This is a genomic window from Chthonomonas sp. (assembly GCF_035294165.1).
In the GTDB taxonomy this organism is placed as follows: Bacteria; Armatimonadota; Chthonomonadetes; order Chthonomonadales; family Chthonomonadaceae; genus Chthonomonas.
Genome location: NZ_DATGLN010000081.1, coordinates 15,929 through 37,595 on the forward strand (window position 1 = coordinate 15,929; position 21,667 = coordinate 37,595).

Below are 21,667 nucleotides of genomic sequence, written 5' to 3' on the forward strand. Positions count from 1 at the left end.
GTGCTGCGCACGGCACACTCCTTCAGGGGTTGACCGACCTAGGCGCGACGCCCCTTTTTGGGAGAGACAGAGGTCGTTTCGTAGGCAAGGAGAACCGCTTCGGCTACCTCGCGCATGGAGCGGCCGGAGGAGAGCGCAAGCGCCTGTAGGCGCCGCTCGGCCTCTCTTTCGGTAAGTTCATGCAGTTGCATCAGTGCGCGTTGCGCTTTGGCCATCAGCTCCATAAGTTCGCGCTCTTCGCGGGTGCTTTCTAAGGCGCCTTCAAGTGCGAGAAGCTCGCGGTAGCGGGCGATAGCGATGGTGATGGCCGGTTGAAGCTCCTGTTGGCGATAGGGCTTAACCAGATAGGCCAGCACACCGGCCTTACAGGCCTTCTCGATCATGGGGGCATCGCTATAGGCGGTGAGCATAAGCACGGGGCAGAGGCGCTCTTTACTGAGTATCTCTGCCACTTCAAGCCCGCCGATTTTGGGCATCATGATGTCGAGGATGGTGAGGTCGGGGCGAAGGCTGCGCGCCAGTCGGCAAGCCTGTTCACCATCCTCAGCCTCCCCAACAACGCAGTGGCCGAGCTGCTCCAGCATCCGTTTCAGGTCGAGACGCTGCAGCGCGTCGTCCTCTGCGATGAGTATTTTTACGTCTAGCATGCTCTCTCCTAAAGCCAGCTTTGCGGGTGACGTATTCTTTACGGATGGAACCCTCGTTCCGTTTATCGTTGCAGCGGTTACACTTTAAAACGAATGTGCACGATATCGCCATCTTTCACGATATACTCTTTGCCTTCGAGGCGCATCTTTCCGGCAGCTTTGGCCTCTTCCCAGCAGCCCCCTGCGGAACGGAAATCGTCGAAGGCGATGACCTCGGCGCGGATGAAACCGCGGGCAAGGTCGGAGTGAATCTTTTCGGCGGCTCCAACGGCGTTGCTGCCTTGAGGGATCGTCCAGGCACGTACCTCATCCTCACCCACCGTAAAGAAGCTGATCAGGCCTAGCGCTTCATAGGCGGCGCGGATAAGGCGATTTCGAGCCGGTTCGGCGATGCCAAGCGCTTGCAGGAACTCCTGTTCTTCTTGGGGAGCCATTTGGGCGACTTCCATCTCGGCACGGGCGCAGAGCGGAATGAGCGGCAGATGCTGCTCTGCGGCGAAGTGTGCGAGGGGCGCAAGGGATTCGGGCTTCTCTTGCCCGACCTGGTTTTCGCTGATATTGGCCACAAGCAGCAGCGGCTTGCCGGAGACAAAAGCGTAGCTGCGCAGCGCCCGCTCTTCTTCTGGGGTAAGCGGAAAGGTGCGAACCGGCTGCATGGTTTCAAGATGGGCTTTGAGGCGTTGCAGTACCTCATATTCAACCGCCTCGGCGGGATTTTGACGCTTTTGTTGGCGCGCTTTCTCAAGCCGTTCAAGGCGCCCCTCTATCACCATAAGATCGGCAAAGATCAGCTCCTCCTGCACCTGTTGGGCCTCGCGCAGCGGGTTAAGGCCGTTTTCCGGCGGCGGCACCCGTTCGTCCTCAAAAGCACGCACCACCAGCACAAGAGCGTCCATAAGGCGCACATGGGCAAAGAAGTCGGTTCCAAATTTGGTAGTTCGGCCTGCAGGCCCACCCGTTTCGATGCGTGGCCCGCCCTCGGTAAACTCAATGGTCGCCGGGGTGGCCTTCTTAGGGCGGCATTTCTCTACGGCATAGTCGAAACGCGGATCGGGCACCGCAACAACCCCCACGTGAATCTGTTTGGGGTCGAACTGACCTAAGTTCACGTTGGAGCGGGTAAGGGCGTTATAGAGGCTTGTTTTGCCTGTTTGTGGCAGACCGATGATGCCGACTTTCATGGGATGGCGGCTGCAAACTCCTCAAAGAAAACGATTTCAGACGTATAGTCTACCCTATGGGGGTCTCCTTTTATAAAAAATCCGCTTGACAAAGGCGCATCGAAGCGCTATACTGTTCTTGATTGTTCTTTAACGTCGGCACCGTTTTGGAAGTCTTCGACCAGGCTTTTCGCGAATTTCTGAAACGTGGGCGAAGTTGTAACGTCCAATAAGTATTATCCGGTCGGTTCGCTGCTGTTGGAAGAGCCTGTAAGTGGTGGGTTCTTCCCTGTGTCCTTCCAAGAAGGAGGAAAAAAATGGCAAAACTCGTTTCCGAGCTGAAGGAAGAGGAGTACACGGCTGCGGTTATCAGCGTCGTAAAAAGGGCTATCGTGCTAGCGGTATTGCTGGTGATCGGAAGGATGATTCGCGATGCCCTGCCGGCAAGCGAAAGACATGCGGCGGATGAGGCCCTCTTGGTGCTGTTGGTGCTTGGCACGTTGGTGGTGTTGATCCCGGCCCTCTATCTGCTGCGCCTGAGCCGTATTAAAGGCTCTCAGGTGACCTGTCCCTACTGTGAAGAGGTGAACGTGCTTGTGGAGCCGCCGATGGAGGATTTCATCTGCGAGCACTGCAAGCGGACGATCTACTATCAAGACGGCCACATGGTTCCGATCACCATTGTTGCCTGCCCCAAATGCAACGTGGATTACAAGGTGGCTTCAATTGCCGACCACTATATTTGTGATCGGTGTGGGCTATCTATTCCGGTGCATCCCAAGAAGGCAAAGGAATCGGAGCCGCTGCCAGACTCGATTTTGGCACGGGCACAGGCTCCTGCGGTTCGTTTGGGGGCGGCCAACCAAACGGTGTTGATGCGTGCCTATCCGCCCTCTGCCGAGCGGCAGCTTATCGCCATTTTGCGTCGAGAGATGGGGGTGAATGAGGAGCAGGCACGGATGTTGCTACAGACGACCTCGCAGACAACCCCGCTTATCGTCGCATTCGACATTCCCGCGTTAGAGGCGGAGAGTTTAAGGCGGGAGCTTGAGGCCTTAGGCGCTCAGGTAACCGTGCGTGACGAGGCGCCATCGCACGTGTAGGAACGCTCTTTGGGGCTGTAGAGACGTATAAGGAGGGTGAGGGTTGTTTTAGGGCTATAGGTTAGGGGATGAAAAGAGATTGATCGTTGTTTACAGCACAGCGTGGTGTCCGGACTGTCTTCGCGCACGCCAGATTTTAAAGGAAGCTGAGGTTGATTTTGTGGAGATAGATATCGAGAAGGTGCCCTGCGCCGAAGAGGCTATGCGCGCTTTCAATGGAGGTGTGGGCAAGGTGCCCACCATTCTTATTGAGGCCTTGCCGGAGGAGCGGGTGGTGTTAATAGAGCCTTCGGATGAGGTGCTCCGCAAAACTTTGGCGGACTACAAGGCAAGACGTGGTGCAGGTGAGGAATAGGCACCCCAGAGAAAAAGCTCCTGCAACTGCAGGAGCTTTTGTTGAAAGGGGAAACTACTTTTTTTTAGAGCGCGGGCGCGCTTTCTTGATAATCTCTTCGGGCAAGGGTTTTACGCCGCTGAGATAGTCTTGAAACTCGCGACTGGTGAGCACGCTGGTGGTAACCTTCAGTCGAACCTTGCCTTCCGGCGTCGGCACGGTGACGGTTTGCAGGTTCGGCACAAAGGTATGGTTCTTTTTGGGTGCCCGCAGTTTCCACGCTCCACTATGGGGATGCCGCTTGCGGTGGCCTTTCATCGGCCCAACGCCCGACACCTGACATACGCGCGACATGAAACTTCTCCTTAATAGAACCCGTTGTTCGACTTGGGGCAGTATACCGTAGCGCAGGTTACCGTGTCAAGAGCGATGCTTGCGGATAAGGCCCAAGCCCTTTTGCTAATAAAGCTTGTCAACGGGATGCATGAGAATGGCATCTCGTGAAAGACCTCCTTCCTGTGGTGGAGGCGGAGCAAGCTCCTCATAGGCATCAGACGCCGACGGGCACCTCCTCTTTTTACCTCTATCTCCTCGGCTGAAAGGTGGTGGTGTTTGCGCTGCGGAGAGGAACAACCGAAGCGAGTGTCGTAAGATCGTGGTGTGGCACCTGCATAAGCGCAAGTCCCCTAGCGGAGATTATCGGTGCTGTCTAACGTTGCAGACCGTTAGGGCTGCCCGCGCCGCGTTAGGAAGGGAGCGACGGCAGGAAAACCGTTTTGCGCGCTGTTGGAAACGGCCTTCCGTAGGCGAGCGCTGTGTAACAACAAGCAAGGAGCTATCTTTATGGGGCTCGAGTACCTTACTCCGGGCGCGCGTGCGCGGCATTTTGCTCTTTCGTCCCGATGAGGCGCGGCTCGGAGAGTGTCGAGCAGGGGCGTCTCTGGAGTTTCGACGACGACGGAGCCACCTTCCGCCCGGTCCACCTCTTCGAATCGCTCCTGGCTGTGCATACCTCGCCGGTAGAGCCGCTGCCCCGCCGGATCACCGCGTCTCGAACTTGGCTGGCGGGATGCCTGCGCACCTAGGACGGCTCATCGTCTGCGATCGCAAGAAGTGCGCACGGAAAGCCATTTTATGTAATATGTTATACATTAGTGCAGAGCTGGCCTGAAATCGGGCGGCTGGCGCGCGAGTAGTATGCGTCAAGCTGTGCAGGCGGCGTTGTTAGGAGGAGATGAAACATGACTGCCGGTGTTTCTCGCCCGGATCAGGGGGCAGAGACAGCCCAGCGCGTGCATATCGAGCTGCAGCGCGTGCAGGCGTGGCTCTTTGCAGTTCCCCGACTCCGTGCGATGGTGGGCGCGAACATCCAGCTCGGCGAGATGCTTCGCATGAGACTGCCAGAGCTGGCACGTGGCAATGATGATAGGTGGCAGTTGAAGCCGCTTACAGGTTCCTACCCTACGGCCGATACTGCTGACCCCCTGCAGCATTACGACGATCCGAGCGCCGACGCGAGAGATGGCATCCTTTCACGCGACGGTGGCCACTTCGAGGCACAGTTCGAGTACGGTGCCGACGAGTTTACTCGTGCTGCCGCAGAGCTTCTGCGCCGCGAACTACCGGGTTTGCGTTTTCGCATCTGGATCGATTACGAAGAATGGCAGCAAAGCAGCGTGTACCTTTCCAACGAGCTACCGGTTCTAGCGCCATGCGAGTGGACGGGGCGCGGCTTAGCATCGAAGGTCATTCAACAGGGGCGCGAGCAAGCCAGCGTGTCGCTCGACGTTGCTCAGCGACATGAGGCAGTACAACAGGCGGAGGATCACCAGGCGAAAGATCTCGCGAGCCTGCTTGAGGCAATGACGAAGCTGGCCAAACTGCGAAGGCCGCAGGACTTGGACGATCTGGTCGGTTCCGGCTACCTTGCGCTTATTTACGCGGATGGCAACGGGGTAGGGAGTAGTGCGGGCACAACCGACGAGGAACGGGCATGCTTCTTTCATCGCAATCGCGTGCTGCTGCGGCGGGCCTTGCAGAAGGCTATCGAAGATGTGTGCACAGGCGAGACCGGTATGGCGCCACTCGTACTCCTCATGCTCGGCGGCGATGACCTGCTTGTCGTATGTCGTGCCGAAAAAGCATTGCCGTTTGTCGTCTCGCTGTGTGAGGAGTTGGCGAGGATTCAAAGAGAGGGCAACAATGGCGTCGAGCTGACGCTTGGCGTGGGCGTTGTCATCGCAGGATCGAAGATACCTATCTACCGTCTGCATGACGTCGCTGAGCAGCTGGCCAGCTCCGCCAAACGTCGCTTCCGTGGTCTCAAAGACAACGGTGACAAGGCGCAATCGGTAGTTGATTGGGCGGTGTACACCACGTCCTGGGTTGACGACCCCGAGGAAATTCGGCGCCGTGACTGGGTTTGTGGCACAGCGGGTGACCGGCGGGTGTTGTCGCAGCGTCCGGTTGATGTGCTTGGTGATGGGCTACACACTCTCCAAGGTCTCCTAAAGGGCGCAGAGAAGCTCCAAAATGCACCGCGCTCGCAGCTCCGCTATCTGGTTGACCAGCTCCCACGCGGACGAGTGCTCGCAGAGCTTGCCTTCGAGGAGCTGTCAAAAGAAGCAAGCGAGAAGCTGAGTCAGGCAGGCGTTAAGGAGGTGTGGCAGTCTTTATCCAACGGAGGCCCCTGGATCACGCCGCTGCTCGATCTCGTGGAGATCATGGAAATCGAGCGACTGGGAAGTCGCAACGAGAAGTCACAGACTATGTAGGAGGTCAGCGATGGCCGAAAATTGGGTTCGATGCCAGATCAGGGCTGAGTTGCTTGCGGATGCGCATTTCGGCACCGGTACAGGTGGTGGAGGCAGCGATGCGCTTGTCGCTCGCGACCGGCACGGCCGGCCCGTTATCTGGGCTTCGCACGTCGAGGGCGTGTTGCGCGACGCAGCCCGCAGGCTACAAGGCGATCAGGCTGCGGCTGACTTTTTCGGACGGGCTGGAGGCCAGCGGCAACGGGCGATTTTTACATCGTTATACACTGCGGACACTCCCGAGAGTCACATCTGGCGTTCCGCTGCGCGGCAGTCCTTCGAAAACCGGGCGCCGAAGGACGACACATTGCGCGCCATGGAATTTGTTCCCAAAGGGACGAGGTTTGAGGGGCAAGTTGAGTTGCCTGAGAGTGACTTGCCGTTGTTGGAGCGTCTGGTTAAGGAAGTGGATGCGCTCGGCAGCGGACGCGCTTCGGGTGCCGGCCGGTTAAAGCTTTCGCTCGAGAGGCTCCCGTTACCGAAGCGGAAGGTAGCCGCGCCAACTGAACACCTGCGACTTCTGCTCAGGAACATAGACCCCTTGTGTATCACCGCCACGGCAACGCCTGACAACCTAATCCCAAGTCTCACGTTCGTGCCCGGGCGCGCAATGCTGGGTACGTTGGCCGATTGGCTCATCGCCGAAGACAAGCGCGACATTGCCTCATTGCTGACAGCCGGCCACATCTCGGTGAGCGACGCTTTACCGCTGCCGGAGGCGCCTGCTGACCTCGAGGCAGTGGAGGTATTACCCGCGCCACTTTCGTTGCAGAGCGAGAAGCCCAAAGGTTCAACAGGTTCTGTACCCTGGTGGGTCCAGCCGCAAGCCGCTGTGAAGAGGATTGACGCGTGGACAACAATCGAGAAGCTGAAACGCCCGGAAGATGACCTCTTTGTCTATCGAGCACACTCAAACGCAGACTGGATAGCGTTCCATCCGGCGCTGCGTGTACGGCTACGTAACGGGCGACCTGATCCAAGGCAACCGGAACCATCTCTCTTTGCGGTCGAGCAGATCGCCGAGGACACGTACTTCGTGGCGGAACTCCGGGGTGCTCTCGAGGAAATGAGCCGGCTCGTGCAAGGCCTCGAACCGGTTCTCGAAGGCCGTCGCTGGCTGCGCGTTGGCCGATCTGGAGCGCCAGTGGAAGTCGTGGATATTGCCTGGATGATGGATACGACGCAAGCACGCTCGATGTCTGATCCGGCGATTTCCGAAAAGACGTTCCGACTCACGCTGACTTCGGACCTACTCGTGCGCGACGAATTTCTGCGCTGGCGCACGGCGCTGGATGAAGGAGCGCTTCAGGAGTTGCTTGGGACGAACAATATTCATCTCAAAAGGTCAACGCAGGATTGGGTGATGGTCCATGGATTCAACGGCACCTCGCGCCTGTGGCGAATGCCGGCTGCAGCTATTCGGCGAGGCTCTGTGTTCGAGATTTCAGGACAGGGGGTGGCGGCGCTCGCATGTCGAGTGGTGCAGGGTCGGTGGTTGGGTGAACGCACGCACGAGGGGTTCGGGCGTTTTCGTCTCGACGAGGTGCTTCCGGGGAGTACGAACGGCGTGGTCGCCAATGGTAAGGCCGATTCGACTGAAGATGTTACAGACGAGGCCATTGCGGCTGAGACGCACAATTGGTTCGAGCATCATAGAGAGCTTGCCAGGCCTGCAGGCGGCACAGATCGCAAACCTAGTCTATCTCAATGGTTCGACCTAGTTTCCGAACTCGAACGTGGTGACGCGAACGCCATTCCTGATCGCCTCAATCCAACGACGTTGGGTGCGCAAAGTTGGAGGCATCCTAAAGCAAGGGCGATCTTGGAGAAGCTGCAAGCGATCTCGGAACCTGAGATGCAGGCGCGCCACGCACGCTTCTTCGTACGTTGGCTGCGTGCGGCGATGCGTAAACGGGAGGAGGTATAAGGATGCGACTGACGTTATTTACGGCCGTACTGGTACAAGACTCAGCCCTGACGGTATCGGGGCTAGACAGGGAGAGCAGTGCCGATCATCCTTTCACGCTGGTTGACGGTGTTCCCACACTTGTCGGCCGCGGCCTCAAGGGGGCGGCCGTCGCTATGGCTAAGCGATTCTTCCATCCCTTGCCCCGCGCGGTCTCGGACGATGTCAAACATGGCGCGCTTCGCCGATCAGTGTGGGAGTTCGCGAATGCAATACCGATGGATTCGGCTATCATCCCGCGCCTTCGTGCAGGTGTTGGTATTCGGCACAAGACCGGCGCCCGCGCGAAAGGCGTGCTCTACGATCGCGAAGTCATCCCCGCGGGGACGAAATGGTCTCTCCATTTTCGGGTTGACTGGTCCTACGTGGAAGATGAGAACGAAGCCAAAGAAGCCGAGGGCATCCTCGGCTATGTGCTGGCAGAGCATTGGGCGAAGGGACGCTGCTGGCTGGGTGGCGATGTGGTGCGCGGTCTCGGCTGGTGCCACTTGGAAGATCTGAAGGCCTATCGCCTCGACGAGGAAGGGTACGATCTCTGGATAACATCGGGCCGTGAGGAGCTTCCTTCACCCCTCGAGACAGTGCCGACCGTCAAGCCGACTCGCTCATGGTGTTTCCGCACACTCGATGTGGAAATAGTTTTCGGCGAATACCAACCGAATTCATGCGAGCCAGCGTGGGGACTTGACATGCTCGCCATTGGCCCGCACGACGCAGAAGGTGTAATCCAATCAACCGGCGATGGTACCTGGGCAAAGCCGTCATGGGTTGCTTTAGAGACGCCGGCTCCAGAGGCAATATTCACCGACCGCGCGATCCTAATGGATGGTGCTCGGCCGCTGATCCCCGGCGCGAGCGTGCGCGGCCCGTTACGACACGCATTCTCTCGTGCAGAACGAGCGGCGGGCCGCACCGTTCAAGATCCTCACCTGGTACAGGGAAATGTCGGAGACGACGATCCTGGTGGTCAGGCATTCGGTACGGTGAACAGGAGCAGCCGCATCCTCATCCGCGACGCCCGCGCCGAAGGCGAGTGGGCGGCAGCCAAGCTGCATATGCATGCAGAAGACGAATTCTCTGCAGGCTCTTATGGCACCGCCAAGCGCGACGCCGTGCGCCTGCTCAAGGGCGTCTTCCCGGTGCGTATCGTGGTGGAGGGGCCTACACCGCAGGAGGTCGAACCGCTGGTCGAACTGATCGACCATCAGGTAGCGCTGGGGGCGCTGGGCCACTTGCCAATCGGTGGTCACAAGATGCGCGGAGCGGGTTGGGGCCATTGGCAACCTAAAGGTTGGTGTGTTGATGATGTAAAAGCAGCGAGGACCTGGACGCCTTCTGCGACTTCACAGCAGGCGGCTCATGAAGATGAGCATGGACTGCGTGATTTCTTGGATGCAGCGAAGCCTGAGGATGCTTGTGTTCGCATTGCATCCGGGACGATGAATGGCGTTCGGCTTACATTCGGTCAGGCAGCCTGCTTGGCGAAGAATGCGCTTGGAAATATGACGCTCATTGCGTGGTGGTGTGACCCTTCGATCGATCTCAGTGTCAGCCACCCTCCGAAGACGTTCGGTACCACGTGGCCGGACGCTGGCACACTGCAGGTGGACGAGATAGCATTCTATGCTGAGCGCGCTGTTTGGCGCGCTGTGCGCACTTCCGGCGGCGCGCGGTGGGTGTTCATCGAGGAAGTTGACCCCGATACCTCCGACGGCAAAAAGGTCAAGGTCGTCCACATACCCGCACGTCTGCACAGCTTTAGGCGCTTCTCAGCGGCCAACACCGAGCGCGGGAAGGTGCTGCTGCGTCAATGGTTTGAGGGGGATGAGGTACTCGGCTTTACGCTTGAGCAAATCAAGCAGGAGGCAGACTGATGTCAGAGAAACCTTATCGCATTCGCGTTCGTGTACTCGATGGTAAGCCTCGCGACATAAAGGCTCTCAACAAACTAAAGAGCAATCAGCTTGGGATGCCGCATCTGGACATCGTCAGCGCCAAAGACGGAATCGAGCTGATCATTTGCGCGGCGAAGGAGACACATCTCGCTCAAGTACGCGAAAAACTCTGCGCTGTCGGTCTCGAAGAGATCGAGGGGGGCGATATCACCATCACAACGCCCGCGTCCGCGACGCCTACGCCTCAAAGCATGCGTCAAGGTGGCCCTCAGCAGCGCAACCAGGCGCAGGGCGGACGGCAACAGCCTGATCGTGGGTCACCGGCGCAACCAGACCTATGTAAAAAGCCATATGACCTATGTACAAAGCCATACGGCTTTGTCTCCCTACCGGATAATTTCAAAAGCGCCGCTCCCATCTGGCACGACGGTACGAGCAGCAAGGGGCGTCTCTCCGGTGAGATCCGCTTTGAATTGGAGACGCTCACACCGCTCCTGGTCGGTTGGGAACGTGGAATCGTCGGCGATAGCGAGGCCGAGTGGCCGGTTCCAAACAGCCTGGATGGGGTTAGTCAGCTCGCGGCCAACAAGGCCGTGCTTTGTCCACTACGCGCGCCATGGGGAAAGCGGCCCGTCGTCATCCCCGGCGACTCGCTCAAGGGGCTCCTCCGGCACGAGCTGGGCGCGCTTCTTGGCGCGCCGATGGAGCGTGTAGCCGAGCGATCGTACTCGTATCGGCCGAATCTCGCGTATCCAAATGCCAGCCAAAACCGCTTTCTAGAGCCACGCATTGCACGTATTATCAGGAGTAATAGGGTTCTAGTTGAAGGTAGAGAATGGCCCGTGCCAGAAGAGGTCGAGATCTTCTCAATAGCCACGATAAGACAGCAGGCTTATTATCCTAAGAGAAATCGTAGAACAGGAAGAATCATACAACCAACTTCGAGAGCCTGGCCATACAGGGGAGGTCTCGGTGGTGGAGAGCGGCTTCCCGCGGAAATTCTTTCTGAGCAAGCAAGAGGAAGGGAGATACGCACCCATCTGGAAGTACAAGCAGTAGGTATAGAACACAGGGCAGTTCGTGTATTGCCAGAGATTATTGGACAGTACAAAGAGACGCTACAACATCTGTTGAACACTGATGAGGGGCACTTCAGCGCTCGTCACCCATACATCGGTACGGATCAGCAGAAGAAGCAACTTGCGAAGAAGGCTATTGAGGAAGCCGCCGCTCGCGCGTTCCAACCCAACGATCTCATCTGGGTCGAATGGGACACCGAGAAAAAGCAGATTCTCTCCTTTGGCTGGCACTACTACTACCGCTGGGCGTATGTGGACACAGTGCGCCGGGACGCAAATGCTCCAAATGGCGAACGGCATGGCCTTTTCCCGCTCGACAAGGAGCGGCAGAAGGATAGCGAAGGCGCGCCAACAGAACTATCTCCTGTGCGGCGGCTATTCGGCTACACCGGCGACAATGAAGGCAGCCAGGGGGATCGGCAAGGACGATTACGCACAGCTTATGGGCCGCGTCTCGATCAACGCCGCCCTGGAGGTTGTAGGCGACGGCGAAAGCGATGAGCAGCGCTTTCTGCCGCCAACCTTCCTTAAAGAGCTGGGCATGCCGCGGCCGAGCGCGGTTGAGTTCTACTTGAAACAGCCTTACCATCCCGACCCCCGCCCTTGGGATCAGGCAACACTGGTGACGTACGGGGATGCTGAAGGGTATGACGAACCAGGCGAACTCGCTGGTCGCAAGTTCTATCTCGACCGCCAAGACGCCTATACGGGCGAGCCCGAGCCGTGGAAGGATGACTCTGAGGCCAATCGTGCCAACGAGCGCAGTACTCTGGCGCTGGAGGCATCGAGGCCGGGTCGGACGTTCCGCTTTACTCTGCGCTTCCGCGATCTTGATCCGAATGAGCTGGCGGCCATCCTGGTCGCCTTGTGCCCTCATCAGTTTCGTGACCTGTTGGATGGCAGGCGTTCCGATAGTTACTGCTCGAAGCTTGGCTATGCGCGTCCGCTCGGTTGGGGCAGCGTGCGTATCAAGGCCAAGCAGCTCCTGCTGCTCGACGAAGCGAGCAAGACCCCGGCACTGACGCCTGTGACAGACCTCGTTGCCTGGGTGAGTCAGCATTATCGGAGGACAGTGACACAGAATGAGTGGCTCGCCATTCATCAGCACAAGCATCCTGACGCAGCCGACTATCCAAGGCGAAATGGTCAGATATACACCTTCCACACACATCTTCGCGCTCAGCATTCGCGTGCGCGTCGGTATCGCTAAGAGGAGTAGGCAATGACTAAATTACTCATTATGACCACCGGTCAGACCGATGTTCAGTTGGTTGTAAACGGCGTTAGAAAAGAACTCGATAGTAAGACGTGCGGGAAGCTCCATGATGAGATTGAGAAGCGCCCATGGAAGGTCGTGGATGCTCCGGCCCAAAAGGACACTCAGCGTGCATCAAAGCTGCCCGATGGCGATTTAAGCCTCTGTACGCCGAAACTCGACGCGGTGCTCAACTACTTTGACGCAGAGCCCCCCTCTGCCGCGCTCATTCTCGAGACCCGCCGCACGATCGACAGCGATCCGCGATATGCAGGTGCAGTGCTCGATCAACGGCTACGTGACAAGGGTGTTTCCGACGTACAACGTCACGCCTTTCTCGAGGATCAGGAAACGCTTGAGGATCAAACAAACGATACAGATGCTGTCGTCCGAGGAAGCGTCGTCCTTTCTCTGTCACGGGCCATCGCGAGTGCGGTTGAGCAAGTGAAGCCTAAGGAGATCATTGTGGCAACAACCGGCGGACTGGCGGCAGCGAACGCGGTGATCGAGGAGCTGGCCCGCCTACATGCAGAGGCCAGTGGCGCGAGAGTAACAGTGCTAGAAGTGCCGGATGCTGCGATCGCCAACCAGATCGACCGCGCTGTGGAAGAGAAATTCCACCCCGCAGTGGGCATTCGCGCCCGCTGGCAAGCGCTATCGCTGATCCGGAAAGGCAATCTGCTTGCTGCTTGGGGCGCGGTGAGTTACCTCGAAAACCAGCCGGGGCAGGAATGGACGAAGGTCGTGCGCTGGCTGGCCGACTTCGCTGCCTCCCTACCCCTCGCGAACGAGTGCGATATCGAAGTTCTCAAGCATTCGAGGATGGCCGTTCGTACCGCTCTTCGTGTGGAGCTAGCGCTGCGTGCAGGAGACATTCCGCGTGCTGTACATGGTACCGTGGCATTCTACGAGTCGGCGCTATGGGACCACCTTGGAGAGAAAACATCACGTCATCCGGACAAGCGCCTATTCAAATTTCATGTACCTCCCCGCAACGAGCTAGTGCGCGAACGTGACGATGCAAAGTACGCCGCGCTCTCGAAGACCAAGAAGAATGAAGATCGCAAGCGGCCGTTCATTTGGAAAGAGACAGTGGACGGAGAGGACTGGTATGAGATCGACGATAGCGCGATATGCGCCATCCAAATCGTGGAACACTATCTCAATCTACACGACCTGCTAACGTTTGGTAAAGCGTCAGAGAATATCCGAGAACTGCGCAACAAGGTTGCTCATAATGAGCCAACACCCGAACTTATGGAAAGTGCCCGTGAAAAAATGCAGAAAGCGGAATTATGGTCAGGAGACGAACCACCCCAGTTTCTGAAGCAGCCGCTTGTCCAAGGCGTGCTGACGGAACTCGGTGTGGAAGAACCGCATTTGTTATGCGAGAGGTTGCTGAAAACAGTCCGCGATCGTCTGCTTTCCTTACCACAGGCAGCGAACCATGCCAGGAAGGAGGAGAACTAGCCCGTGGCCGTCGCCAACTACGAACGCATCGGCAAGGCGCTCGATCTCTTCGTAGGGCTGGTACCCTACGTCGAGCACGAACTCTAGGCCTGTCATGGCCTGGCAGGATGAGCATACCTGGCACGACGACGGATACGTCGCTCCTCGATATCGTCGCCCTCCTCAGACTGATGTAGGAGCAGTGGAACGACATATTCCGTACGATGCTGGGCGTCACCGAGCGTTCGCCGGTGAGCGAGTTGCACGAATCAACAGGTAAGCCCACCCGGAACCCTTTTCTGGCGACGGCGCCTACTGCATGCTCGACTCGGCTGCCGCCTGCTTGGCGCCATCTCCGTACCCTAGGCCGATGATATCGAGCGCATGAAACAGGCGCTGTTTCCCAAGGGTTAACGCTTAAAGACATTGCCTTGCAAATCGGCCTCCTTTAAAGTGCAACGCATGAAGTTTAATGCGGTTTTGGCGTATAATGGCATATAGGGGAAATGCAACGACAGAGAACCCGAGAGGCAAGGCGTGGTTGACGGTTTAATACGCGGGAAATACCGAATAAAGCGAGAAATTGCCCGAAGCAACGACATCGTCTATGAGGCGTATGACGAGACGCTTGGCCGTCGGGTGGCTCTCAAGGTTCTTAACATCCCTCCTAACCTCGTGGGTGCAGCGCGCAGGGAGCGTGTGGAACGCTTTAGCCGCGAAGCGCGGGCGGCAGGTCGCCTCTCCCATCCGAATATCGTGGCCGTTTACGATTATGGCGAGGAGAACGGGAACTACTACATCGCCATGGAGTTTTTGGAGGGCCAGAGCCTGCGCGATATTCTCGCCCTGCGCGGCGCTCTGCCGGTAAAAGAGGCGGTGGATATCGCCTGTCAGATATTGGAAGCGCTTGCCTATGCGCACGCACATCAGGTGATTCACCGTGACATCAAACCGGAAAACATCCATATTTCGGGTGGTAAAGCCAAACTTACCGATTTCGGCATCGCGCGTTTAACCGAGGAGCCAGCGCTTACCAAAGATGGCCAGATTTTTGGAACCCCAAGCTACATGTCGCCCGAGCAGGTCGAGGGGCGTGCCATTGACCATCGCTCCGATCTCTTTTCGCTGGGCGCCGTGCTCTACGAAATGCTCACGGGGCGCAAACCGTTTGTAGGCGATAGCGTGGTAAGCATTACCTACGCCATTATGAACGCCGATCCGCCTCCCTTGGTAGGTGTCCCCCCCGCGGTAGAGCAGGTTGTACGGCGTGCGCTCTCCAAAAACCCCAATCTACGCCCCGCTTCTGCAGAAGAGATGCGCCAGGAGTTGCAGCGTGCGCTGCAGATGGCCACCATGAACCCGGCCATGGGCGCGCAAACAACCGGTTCTTACTACCCCACACCTTACCCCACCCAAGTGCCGACACCGCTACCCCCTCCCTCTACCCACGGCGCAATGATGCCCATGCCGTCGAATAGCCCGAACGTCAGCTATGGCAGCAGTGGGTTGCCGTGGCGCTGGTCAAAACCAGGCCCGGGTGGAGACCCCTCGCAGATGGCCGTGGCTCCTCCCGTCGTCTCGCCCGCCGGCAGCATGTCGTTGAGCCAAGCCATGCCACCTCCCTACACGACCGCCGGGCAGCCTGCTTATGGATACCCTCCCAACTGGCCTGTCACAAGGCGACGCCCCTCCTTCGATTTTAGCTTGCCTCCCGCGCTTGTGGCCTTTTTCGGCTGGGCTTTTGTGGCCATTGCGCTCGGCGTGTTGCTGGCATTGGGGGTGATCTTCTTTTTGAAGGCCTATCAGAACTACCAGCAGCAGCAGAATCGGCAACTCGTGCAGCGCATCCTCGGTGAGGGCAACCAGGCCTATACCCAGAAAAACTACTCCGCTGCTCTGCAAAGCTTTCTCAAAGCGCTTAAAATGGCCACGGATGCTTCACAAAAAAACCTTATCCAGACAGACCTCGCCTATACCTATGTGCAGCTAGCACGGCAGGCTTTGGAGCACCACGACCGTCAAACGGCGGAAGAGGACTATGAGGCGGCCCTGAAGTACGTCCCAGACTATGCCACAGCGCGTCAGGAGTTAAGTGAACTGCTTCGTTCGGAAGGGCGCACTCAGGAGGCCTCGCTGGAAAGCCAGCTCGCCCAACAAAATCCATCGGGGAATGTGCAGCCGCCCTCCACGCTCTCCACCAATACCGCTCCACTGCCCGGTACCCTTTCATCAAGCAGCGCCGATTTTTTTGCCCAACGTCGGCAGGAGGCGCAGCAGGACATTCATGATGCTCAGCAGTTGATTCTGCAAGGCGATCGGTATGGAGCAGAGAGGAAGCTGGAGGACGCAGTGGCCAAGGGGGACGGGTTCCCTGAAGGGGAGGAGGCACAGCAGGAGCTTAACCAACTTCACGCGATGTCTTCTACAAGCAATACGAACTCGAGCCCGGTGCCGCACTACGGGGGTTCGGGAGGGGGAGATTGAGAAAGGCTTCTCCTCAGGGCCGGCGTTTTCCGCCTCGTGCTGTGTTTTCGGTGGATTGTGGGCAGCGCTTCCCCTATACCATTGAGGTTTCGGAAAATCTGCTTGCTGTGCGAGGCTTGCCGGCGGAGTTAGAGGGGGCTTTGGTAGCCCAGATCACCGACCTTCATGCCGGTTTTGGGAACACGGATGCGGTTTTTGAGGTCGTTTGGGACTATCTGGAGAAGATATGCCCGGACATGCTGTTGCTGACCGGCGACTATATTGACGATAGTCACACGGCGCGCAACTATCCTTTGACGGAACTGCTTTGTCGTCTCAGAGCGCCGTTAGGAATCTACGCGGTTTTTGGCAACCATGACCACCGTGGGGGGATAGTGGGCGTAAGGAGACACCTGGAGGCGGCGCACATTAAACTGCTTTATAACGAAAGCCTTTGCACACCCTCCGGGCTTTGGCTTGTTGGGGTGGACGATCTGCATGAGGGGCAGCCGGATGTTGCACGGGCTTTTGTAGAGGTTCCCACCACGGTGATGCCTGTGGTGTTGTCGCACAACCCTCGGCTCATTGAGCTGATTCCGGATCGGGAGGCTTTGATTCTTTCAGGGCACACGCATGGGGGGCAGATATGTCTGCCGTTTCCCACTCCGGCCATGGTTTGCCGTTTCCATTTGGGTTGTCGGCAGGTAGCAGGGTGGTATGAGAACGGGCGTGCTCGGCTGTATGTAAGCCGTGGCATTGGGGTAACCGGCTATCCGATGCGCTACCGTTGTCCGGCCGAGTTGGCCTTATTCCGGCTTCAATCGGTTGAGGCGTAGGGTCGGGCTGTTGAATGCGCTCTGTCTGCCTTTCATCTCTGCCTCTCGAACGGTACTCTCTGGGCATCGGGGAAACCACGTGGGAGATCATGGCGGTTCAAAACCAGGTTGTTCTTGCGGATAGGTTGGAGGAGTTCGAGCAGTTTCCGTTTGGGCTTATGCTTTGGGAGTCGGCGGTTGCTTTGGCCAAGTGGATAGCGACCCATGCGGGACTTGTTGAGAACAGCCGGCTGTTGGAGCTTGGCGCCGGTGCCGGGCTGCCGGGGCTGGTGGCCAGTAGGGTTGGAGCGAAGGTGTTTCAGACCGATCACCTGGCGGAGGCGCTGCTTTTAGCGCAGGCCAACGCGGAGCGGAACCATACCGGCGGAATAACCCGTTTTCTGGCGGATTGGAGGGAATGGCGTTGTGAGGAGCGTTTTGAGCATGTTATTGGGGCGGATATTCTCTACGACAGGCATTTTCATGCGGACTTAGAGGCCATTTTTCGGTGCAGCCTCGCGCCGGGTGGTTTGGTGGTGCTGGCCGATCCGGGGCGAGATGCGGCCTTAGAGATGATGGCCTATCTAGAACGAAGAGGCTGGCGCATAGATTGGGAGACGTATGAGGTTGGGGCTATTCGACCGGAGGAGAGCGACCTGCGTCGTTCGGTAGAGGTAAACATTTGGAAAGTTAGCCGATAGGGTTGCCGACTGTTGACAGTGTGGAACGCCCATCAGGAGAGTCCGTAGGGGAGTCGTAGGCACAAGGCCTACCTCTACAGCCATACTCCCTATTTGGGTACGGGTTGAACAACGGTTGAGGCGCCGGTAGTTCGGTAGCGCCGAGGCCTCTCTCTGGATGCATACCCGATTGACAGAGGGGCATCGGAAGCCGTATAATCTAGCATCGTGTTGCCGAAGTGGCGGAACGGTAGACGCGGCGGTCTCAAAAACCGTTGGGGGCGACCCCGTGTGGGTTCGAATCCCACCTTCGGCATAGGGGAGCGGAGGGGAATGCCCTCCGCTTTTTTCATGCGGCGTCCTCCGCATGCGCCGCCCAAAGCAGCCCTCGGGTGAGAATGCGGAGGGGGTCGGGCTGACGTACGACGGCGGCCACATGGCCTAAAGAGGAGTAGAACACGCGCCCTTGGCCGTACATTTTCGTCCACACCACCGGCATATCCACCTCGCCGTTGGTAACGTGGGGGCCGTCGGCCACCGGAAAGCGGGTAACGGCAAGCACCCTATTGGCCGGGTCTACGTGCATGTAGTACTGTTCGGAGCAGACCTCAAACTCTTTTGTTCCCTGCATAATAAAGTGATCGGGCTGAACCGGCCGCACGGTATAGCGAACCCCATCGTTGCCCGGATGCGCCACCCACTGTCCGCCCGTCATAAACTGCCATTCGGTGGCCTCACGAAACGAGTCGCACATGCCACCATGGCATCCACCGAGGCCCACACCGCTCCGCACTGCCTCACAAACGCCTTGCAGCTGCTCGTTGGTAATGTGCCCCATCGTCCAGATCGGCACAATGAGGTCCAGCTGTTTGAGCTTTTCGACCTCAAGGAAGGAGTCGAGGGTGTGTGAGACCTCCGTTTGAAAGCCATGTTGGCGAAGGACTTCGTCCACGATCTCTGCTACCTGCTGGGGTTCGTGGCCTTCCCAGCCTCCCCACACGATCAACGCTTTACGTGCCATGATGCTCCTTTCTTTAGATGTTTGAAGGCTGCCTCATATTATGCCACAGATACCGCGCAGCCAAGCGCTTCCTGGCGGGCGTGTGCCACCGGTTAGGCGGAATGAGGCGGCGCCCGCTGAATAGGTCACCACACGGCAGTTCTGCAGTGCCTGCTGTGGGGCCGCCTGCATTGCTTAGACTAGGCTTGCCCGCCGCCTATTCTTTGAAGAGGTCGCTTGCCATCATCTCCACACATTGTGGGCAGAGGATCGCCCCATGCAGGCCTCGGAAGCCGCCTCCCTCCCGTTGCCGATGACAGACGCTGCAGGTAAACTGGGTTAGGGAAGGGTCTTTGCGTTCTGGGTGCGCGTGGAAAGAGCGCAGGCAGGTTTCACAAATACGCACGGTTTCGGGGACTGTGATGATCACCCGAACGCCATTGGCGAACACCGCCTGCTGCGCCCTGCCATGCGACGTAAGCAGCCTCCAGAAGAGTTTCGACAGGCCTACGAAAAACCTTGCCAGGCCGGGCGACGTAGCGCCACAAAAGTCGCATATTGAATGTGGCTTGAAGAGACCTCCTAGTTTTTCAGATAAGCGCGACATAGTTAGTTTTCTCCAATTGTTTTTAATCCCAATACAAACAGCTACACACCACTTTACGTTGCCATGAGGGCTGGGGAGGCCTCTCGAAGGAGGAGGGGTCACCTCAGGAGCCTCAGAATGGCCGAAGTAAGGTATGCGGTTGTGTGGTCTGCGCTCTGTGGAGGAGCGGGTTCAGACAATAACAGTAAAACATAGGGTTAGAGAGTTTGTCAAGTAGTTTTATGGGTGTTTGGAAAAAAATTATTTTGTGCGATGTTATTGGTAAAGGTTGGGCGAAGGGAGGCGTTGTAAATGAGGGTGCGGGGCTGTAGAGACTGCCAATTGCTCGGTTCTAGAGGCAATCTCCAGAAGCAAGCCGGCCTTGCTCGCCCCCTATCAGGGAGAAAGGGGGCGGTTATGTTGAGTGCCCGAAGGGAAGGTTATCATAAGGGACTGCCAATAAACTTACTGGTCTCCCCTCTCCCAAATTGAGGGAGGGGCGGGGGGTGGGGCTTGAAGAGCGGGTGAGATAAACGCCTGTCATTTCGAGCCGAAGGCGAGAAATCTTGAGTTTCACTTCCCAGCAGTTCTGACGGGTAGGGGGTGGGGACTGACAATCTCACAGTTCTAGAGGCAATCTCCAGAAGCAAGCCGGCCTTGTTCGCCTCCTATCCCGTCCTTTCCGTCTTGCAGACGGCGATGCAGCGGCCAGCAAAAGAGGCGCTTAAGGAAACGACATAGGCCGCTGAGGCGCCCACCGCGAGGTGCCCCTCTCCCCATTGGGGAGAGGGGTAGGGATGGGGCTGTAGGGGGTACCCTTGAGGCAAAAGGCACAGTGCGCAGCACCGTCGGCCTTGAGGGGCGGGGGCTTACGAGCAATCCCGTTTGATTCGTCGCCTGTTTGGGCAGAAGCTTTTACACAGACCATGCAGAATAGGCAAAGAGAAGGTAAAATAGAAAAGATAAGAGTGAGGGGGATGTCTGCTTACGTCGCAGATTGTGATAAACATCACAAATTCAGCAAAACGGCAATCTCTCATTCAAGCGCAGCGTAAACAGATAGGGAGGAGGCTTAGGAAACAGTGGATAGCTACATCCCTGTTTTCGTGATGATCGTTATCGGCGCATTGATCGCATTCGTCATGGTTTTTGGCTCCGCCTTACTCGGCCCCAAAAAGCCCGGCGCGGTGAAGGCCTCGCCGTACGAGTGTGGAATGACGCCGGTGGGCAGCGCCCATGAACGCTTTCCTATTAAGTTTTATCTCGTCGCCATGATCTTCATCGTCTTCGATGTGGAGACCATCTTCCTTTACCCTTGGGCGGTAAACTATCGTCATCTGCCCTACGCGCTCAAAGCCTTTAACTATATCGAGATGATCATCTTTGTGGCTATCCTGTTCGCCGGCTACTTCTACATTCTCGGCAAGGGCGCCCTCGATTGGGGCGAAGAGGAGGCTGTGGCTGAGGCCCTGAAGCGAGAGCCGATTGTGCTTGCTGCACGGCCTCCCATCCGGTTTGGGAACGAGAACTCCGGGCCTGTAGACCTTGAAAAAATACCGGTGGGGCCGCGGGTGCCCGTCTACGGAGCAAGCGCACAAGAGCTTTGCCAACCCCTCGAACAGACCACTGTGCGACTACAACCTACGGGAGAGGAGCGATGACCGAGGCGGCCGAGGCAACCACTCAAGAGCTTCTAGAGGTTCAGAAAATCCGCGAGCATTTCCCCGATGCGATTCTTCAGGTGCAGACCTTTCGTGGCGACACGCGCATCCTGCTGCGCAGAGAGTATATCGTGGAGGTTTGCCGCCTTCTGCGCGACGACCCCGACCTACAGTACAACTTCTTCTCCGAATGTCTCGGTGTGGACTATCTTGACAAATACCCCGATCACCGCTTTGAGGTGGTCTATAACCTCTACTCGGTGCGCTACGAGCAGGGTGGGGTGCAAAAAGGAACGGGCCGGCGCATCTTTCTTAAAGTTCCGGTGCCGGAAGATGACCCCGTGGTGCCAAGCATCACCGATGTCTACCCCGGAGCGAACTTTCCGGAACGAGAGATTTTCGACATGTTCGGTGTTCGCTTTAGCGGGCACCCCGACCTGCGCCGCATTCTTATGCCGGAAGACTGGGTGGGGCATCCGCAGCGGAAAGACTATCCTCTTGGCGGAGAGCGCGTGCAGTTCCCGGAGCGACGCTTCGGCCCCTCGGTGGGCGAGCCGCTGGTAGCCCACCCAGGCGAATCGTATCATGGCAAGACCGGTGACGTGCTGGGTGAGGAACCAACACCCACGCGTCCTCTGCCCGAATCCGAACAGATCCAAGCGCGTTCGCCGCTGGAGATTCAGCAGTTACCGCCTGAGAAACCCTAGAATGCGGAAGAGATGGGAAATCGCTTTGCTATGCGCCAGATTGTGATAAATTGC

The 21,667-nt window shown here is 57.7% G+C and carries 17 protein-coding genes, 1 tRNA gene and 1 pseudogene; 14 read left to right on the top strand and 5 right to left on the bottom strand.

The features are described from left to right. Positions 1-38: 38 nt before the first annotated feature. The gene (locus tag VKV29_RS04330; protein WP_324200076.1) at positions 39-647 is read right to left on the bottom strand and encodes a response regulator; all 609 of its coding nucleotides are present in this window, start codon (positions 645-647) and stop codon (positions 39-41) included. Positions 648-724: 77 nt separating this feature from the next. Further along, entirely contained in the window at positions 725-1,828 is a 1,104-nt protein-coding gene (gene ychF, locus VKV29_RS04335) for a redox-regulated ATPase YchF (RefSeq protein WP_324200077.1), read from the bottom strand. A 296-nt stretch (positions 1,829-2,124) separates the two neighbouring features. Here ychF and VKV29_RS04340 point away from each other — a divergent pair, with 296 nt between their 5' ends. Together VKV29_RS04340 and VKV29_RS04345 are read left to right on the top strand one after the other, a co-directional pair. Continuing rightward, complete coding sequence (locus VKV29_RS04340; protein ID WP_324200078.1) at positions 2,125-2,910, top strand: hypothetical protein; 786 nt, start codon at positions 2,125-2,127, stop codon at positions 2,908-2,910. 79 nt (positions 2,911-2,989) lie between these two features. Beyond that, positions 2,990-3,265, top strand: coding sequence for a glutaredoxin family protein (locus VKV29_RS04345; RefSeq protein ID WP_324200079.1), 276 nt, complete (start codon positions 2,990-2,992; stop codon positions 3,263-3,265). A 54-nt stretch (positions 3,266-3,319) separates the two neighbouring features. On the opposite strand, the gene VKV29_RS04350 is transcribed toward VKV29_RS04345, so the two are convergent. After that, a complete protein-coding gene (locus VKV29_RS04350; protein WP_324200080.1) occupies positions 3,320-3,598 on the bottom strand; it encodes a large ribosomal subunit protein bL28 in 279 nt (92 codons plus the stop codon). Positions 3,599-4,635: 1,037 nt separating this feature from the next. Here VKV29_RS04350 and VKV29_RS04355 point away from each other — a divergent pair. From VKV29_RS04355 to VKV29_RS04400, 10 genes are all read left to right on the top strand, one after another. Then, the gene (locus VKV29_RS04355) at positions 4,636-6,018 is read left to right on the top strand and encodes a Cas10/Cmr2 second palm domain-containing protein (protein ID WP_324200081.1); all 1,383 of its coding nucleotides are present in this window, start codon (positions 4,636-4,638) and stop codon (positions 6,016-6,018) included. Between the two features lie 10 nt (positions 6,019-6,028). After that, positions 6,029-7,984, top strand: a complete 1,956-nt coding sequence (locus VKV29_RS04360) for an RAMP superfamily CRISPR-associated protein (RefSeq protein ID WP_324200082.1) — start codon at positions 6,029-6,031, stop codon at positions 7,982-7,984. 2 nt (positions 7,985-7,986) lie between these two features. Continuing rightward, positions 7,987-9,897 carry a hypothetical protein gene (locus VKV29_RS04365; RefSeq protein ID WP_324200083.1) on the top strand — a complete coding sequence of 637 codons (1,911 nt, stop codon included), beginning with the start codon at positions 7,987-7,989 and terminating at the stop codon, positions 9,895-9,897. Then, positions 9,897-11,498, top strand: a complete 1,602-nt coding sequence (locus tag VKV29_RS04370) for a hypothetical protein (RefSeq protein WP_324200084.1) — start codon at positions 9,897-9,899, stop codon at positions 11,496-11,498. The genes VKV29_RS04365 and VKV29_RS04370 overlap by 1 nt, the downstream gene beginning before the upstream one ends. After that, positions 11,440-12,207, top strand: coding sequence for a hypothetical protein (locus VKV29_RS04375; protein WP_324200085.1), 768 nt, complete (start codon positions 11,440-11,442; stop codon positions 12,205-12,207). The genes VKV29_RS04370 and VKV29_RS04375 overlap by 59 nt, the downstream gene beginning before the upstream one ends. A 12-nt stretch (positions 12,208-12,219) precedes the next feature. Beyond that, the gene (locus VKV29_RS04380; RefSeq protein WP_324200086.1) at positions 12,220-13,722 is read left to right on the top strand and encodes a hypothetical protein; all 1,503 of its coding nucleotides are present in this window, start codon (positions 12,220-12,222) and stop codon (positions 13,720-13,722) included. Between the two features lie 516 nt (positions 13,723-14,238). Then, positions 14,239-16,185, top strand: a complete 1,947-nt coding sequence (locus VKV29_RS04385) for a protein kinase domain-containing protein (protein WP_324200087.1) — start codon at positions 14,239-14,241, stop codon at positions 16,183-16,185. Continuing rightward, positions 16,182-17,000: a metallophosphoesterase gene (locus tag VKV29_RS04390; protein ID WP_324200088.1), complete on the top strand. Its 819-nt coding sequence runs from the start codon at positions 16,182-16,184 to the stop codon at positions 16,998-17,000. Before VKV29_RS04385 ends, VKV29_RS04390 begins: the two co-directional genes overlap by 4 nt. Positions 17,001-17,089: 89 nt before the next feature. Further along, positions 17,090-17,680 (top strand): hypothetical protein, encoded by a 591-nt coding sequence (locus VKV29_RS04395; protein ID WP_324200089.1) that lies wholly within the window; start codon positions 17,090-17,092, stop codon positions 17,678-17,680. A gap of 212 nt (positions 17,681-17,892) precedes the next feature. After that, positions 17,893-17,975, top strand: a tRNA-Leu gene (locus tag VKV29_RS04400). 33 nt (positions 17,976-18,008) lie between these two features. Here the strand turns inward: VKV29_RS04400 and VKV29_RS04405 are convergent. Both VKV29_RS04405 and VKV29_RS04410 read right to left on the bottom strand, forming a co-directional pair. Beyond that, on the bottom strand, positions 18,009-18,680 hold the full coding sequence (locus tag VKV29_RS04405) for a ThuA domain-containing protein (protein ID WP_324200090.1): 672 nt from the start codon (positions 18,678-18,680) through the stop codon (positions 18,009-18,011). A gap of 196 nt (positions 18,681-18,876) precedes the next feature. Beyond that, on the bottom strand, positions 18,877-19,266 hold the full coding sequence (locus VKV29_RS04410) for a hypothetical protein (protein WP_324200091.1): 390 nt from the start codon (positions 19,264-19,266) through the stop codon (positions 18,877-18,879). 1,061 nt (positions 19,267-20,327) lie between these two features. On the opposite strand from VKV29_RS04410, the gene VKV29_RS04415 reads away from it, so the two are divergent. Next, on the top strand, positions 20,328-20,906 hold the full coding sequence (locus VKV29_RS04415; protein WP_324200092.1) for an NADH-quinone oxidoreductase subunit A: 579 nt from the start codon (positions 20,328-20,330) through the stop codon (positions 20,904-20,906). Beyond that, positions 20,903-21,427: pseudogene (locus tag VKV29_RS04420) on the top strand (NADH-quinone oxidoreductase subunit C); the annotation flags it as partial. The gene VKV29_RS04415 and the pseudogene VKV29_RS04420, both read left to right, overlap by 4 nt. Between the last annotated feature and the right edge of the window lie 240 nt (positions 21,428-21,667).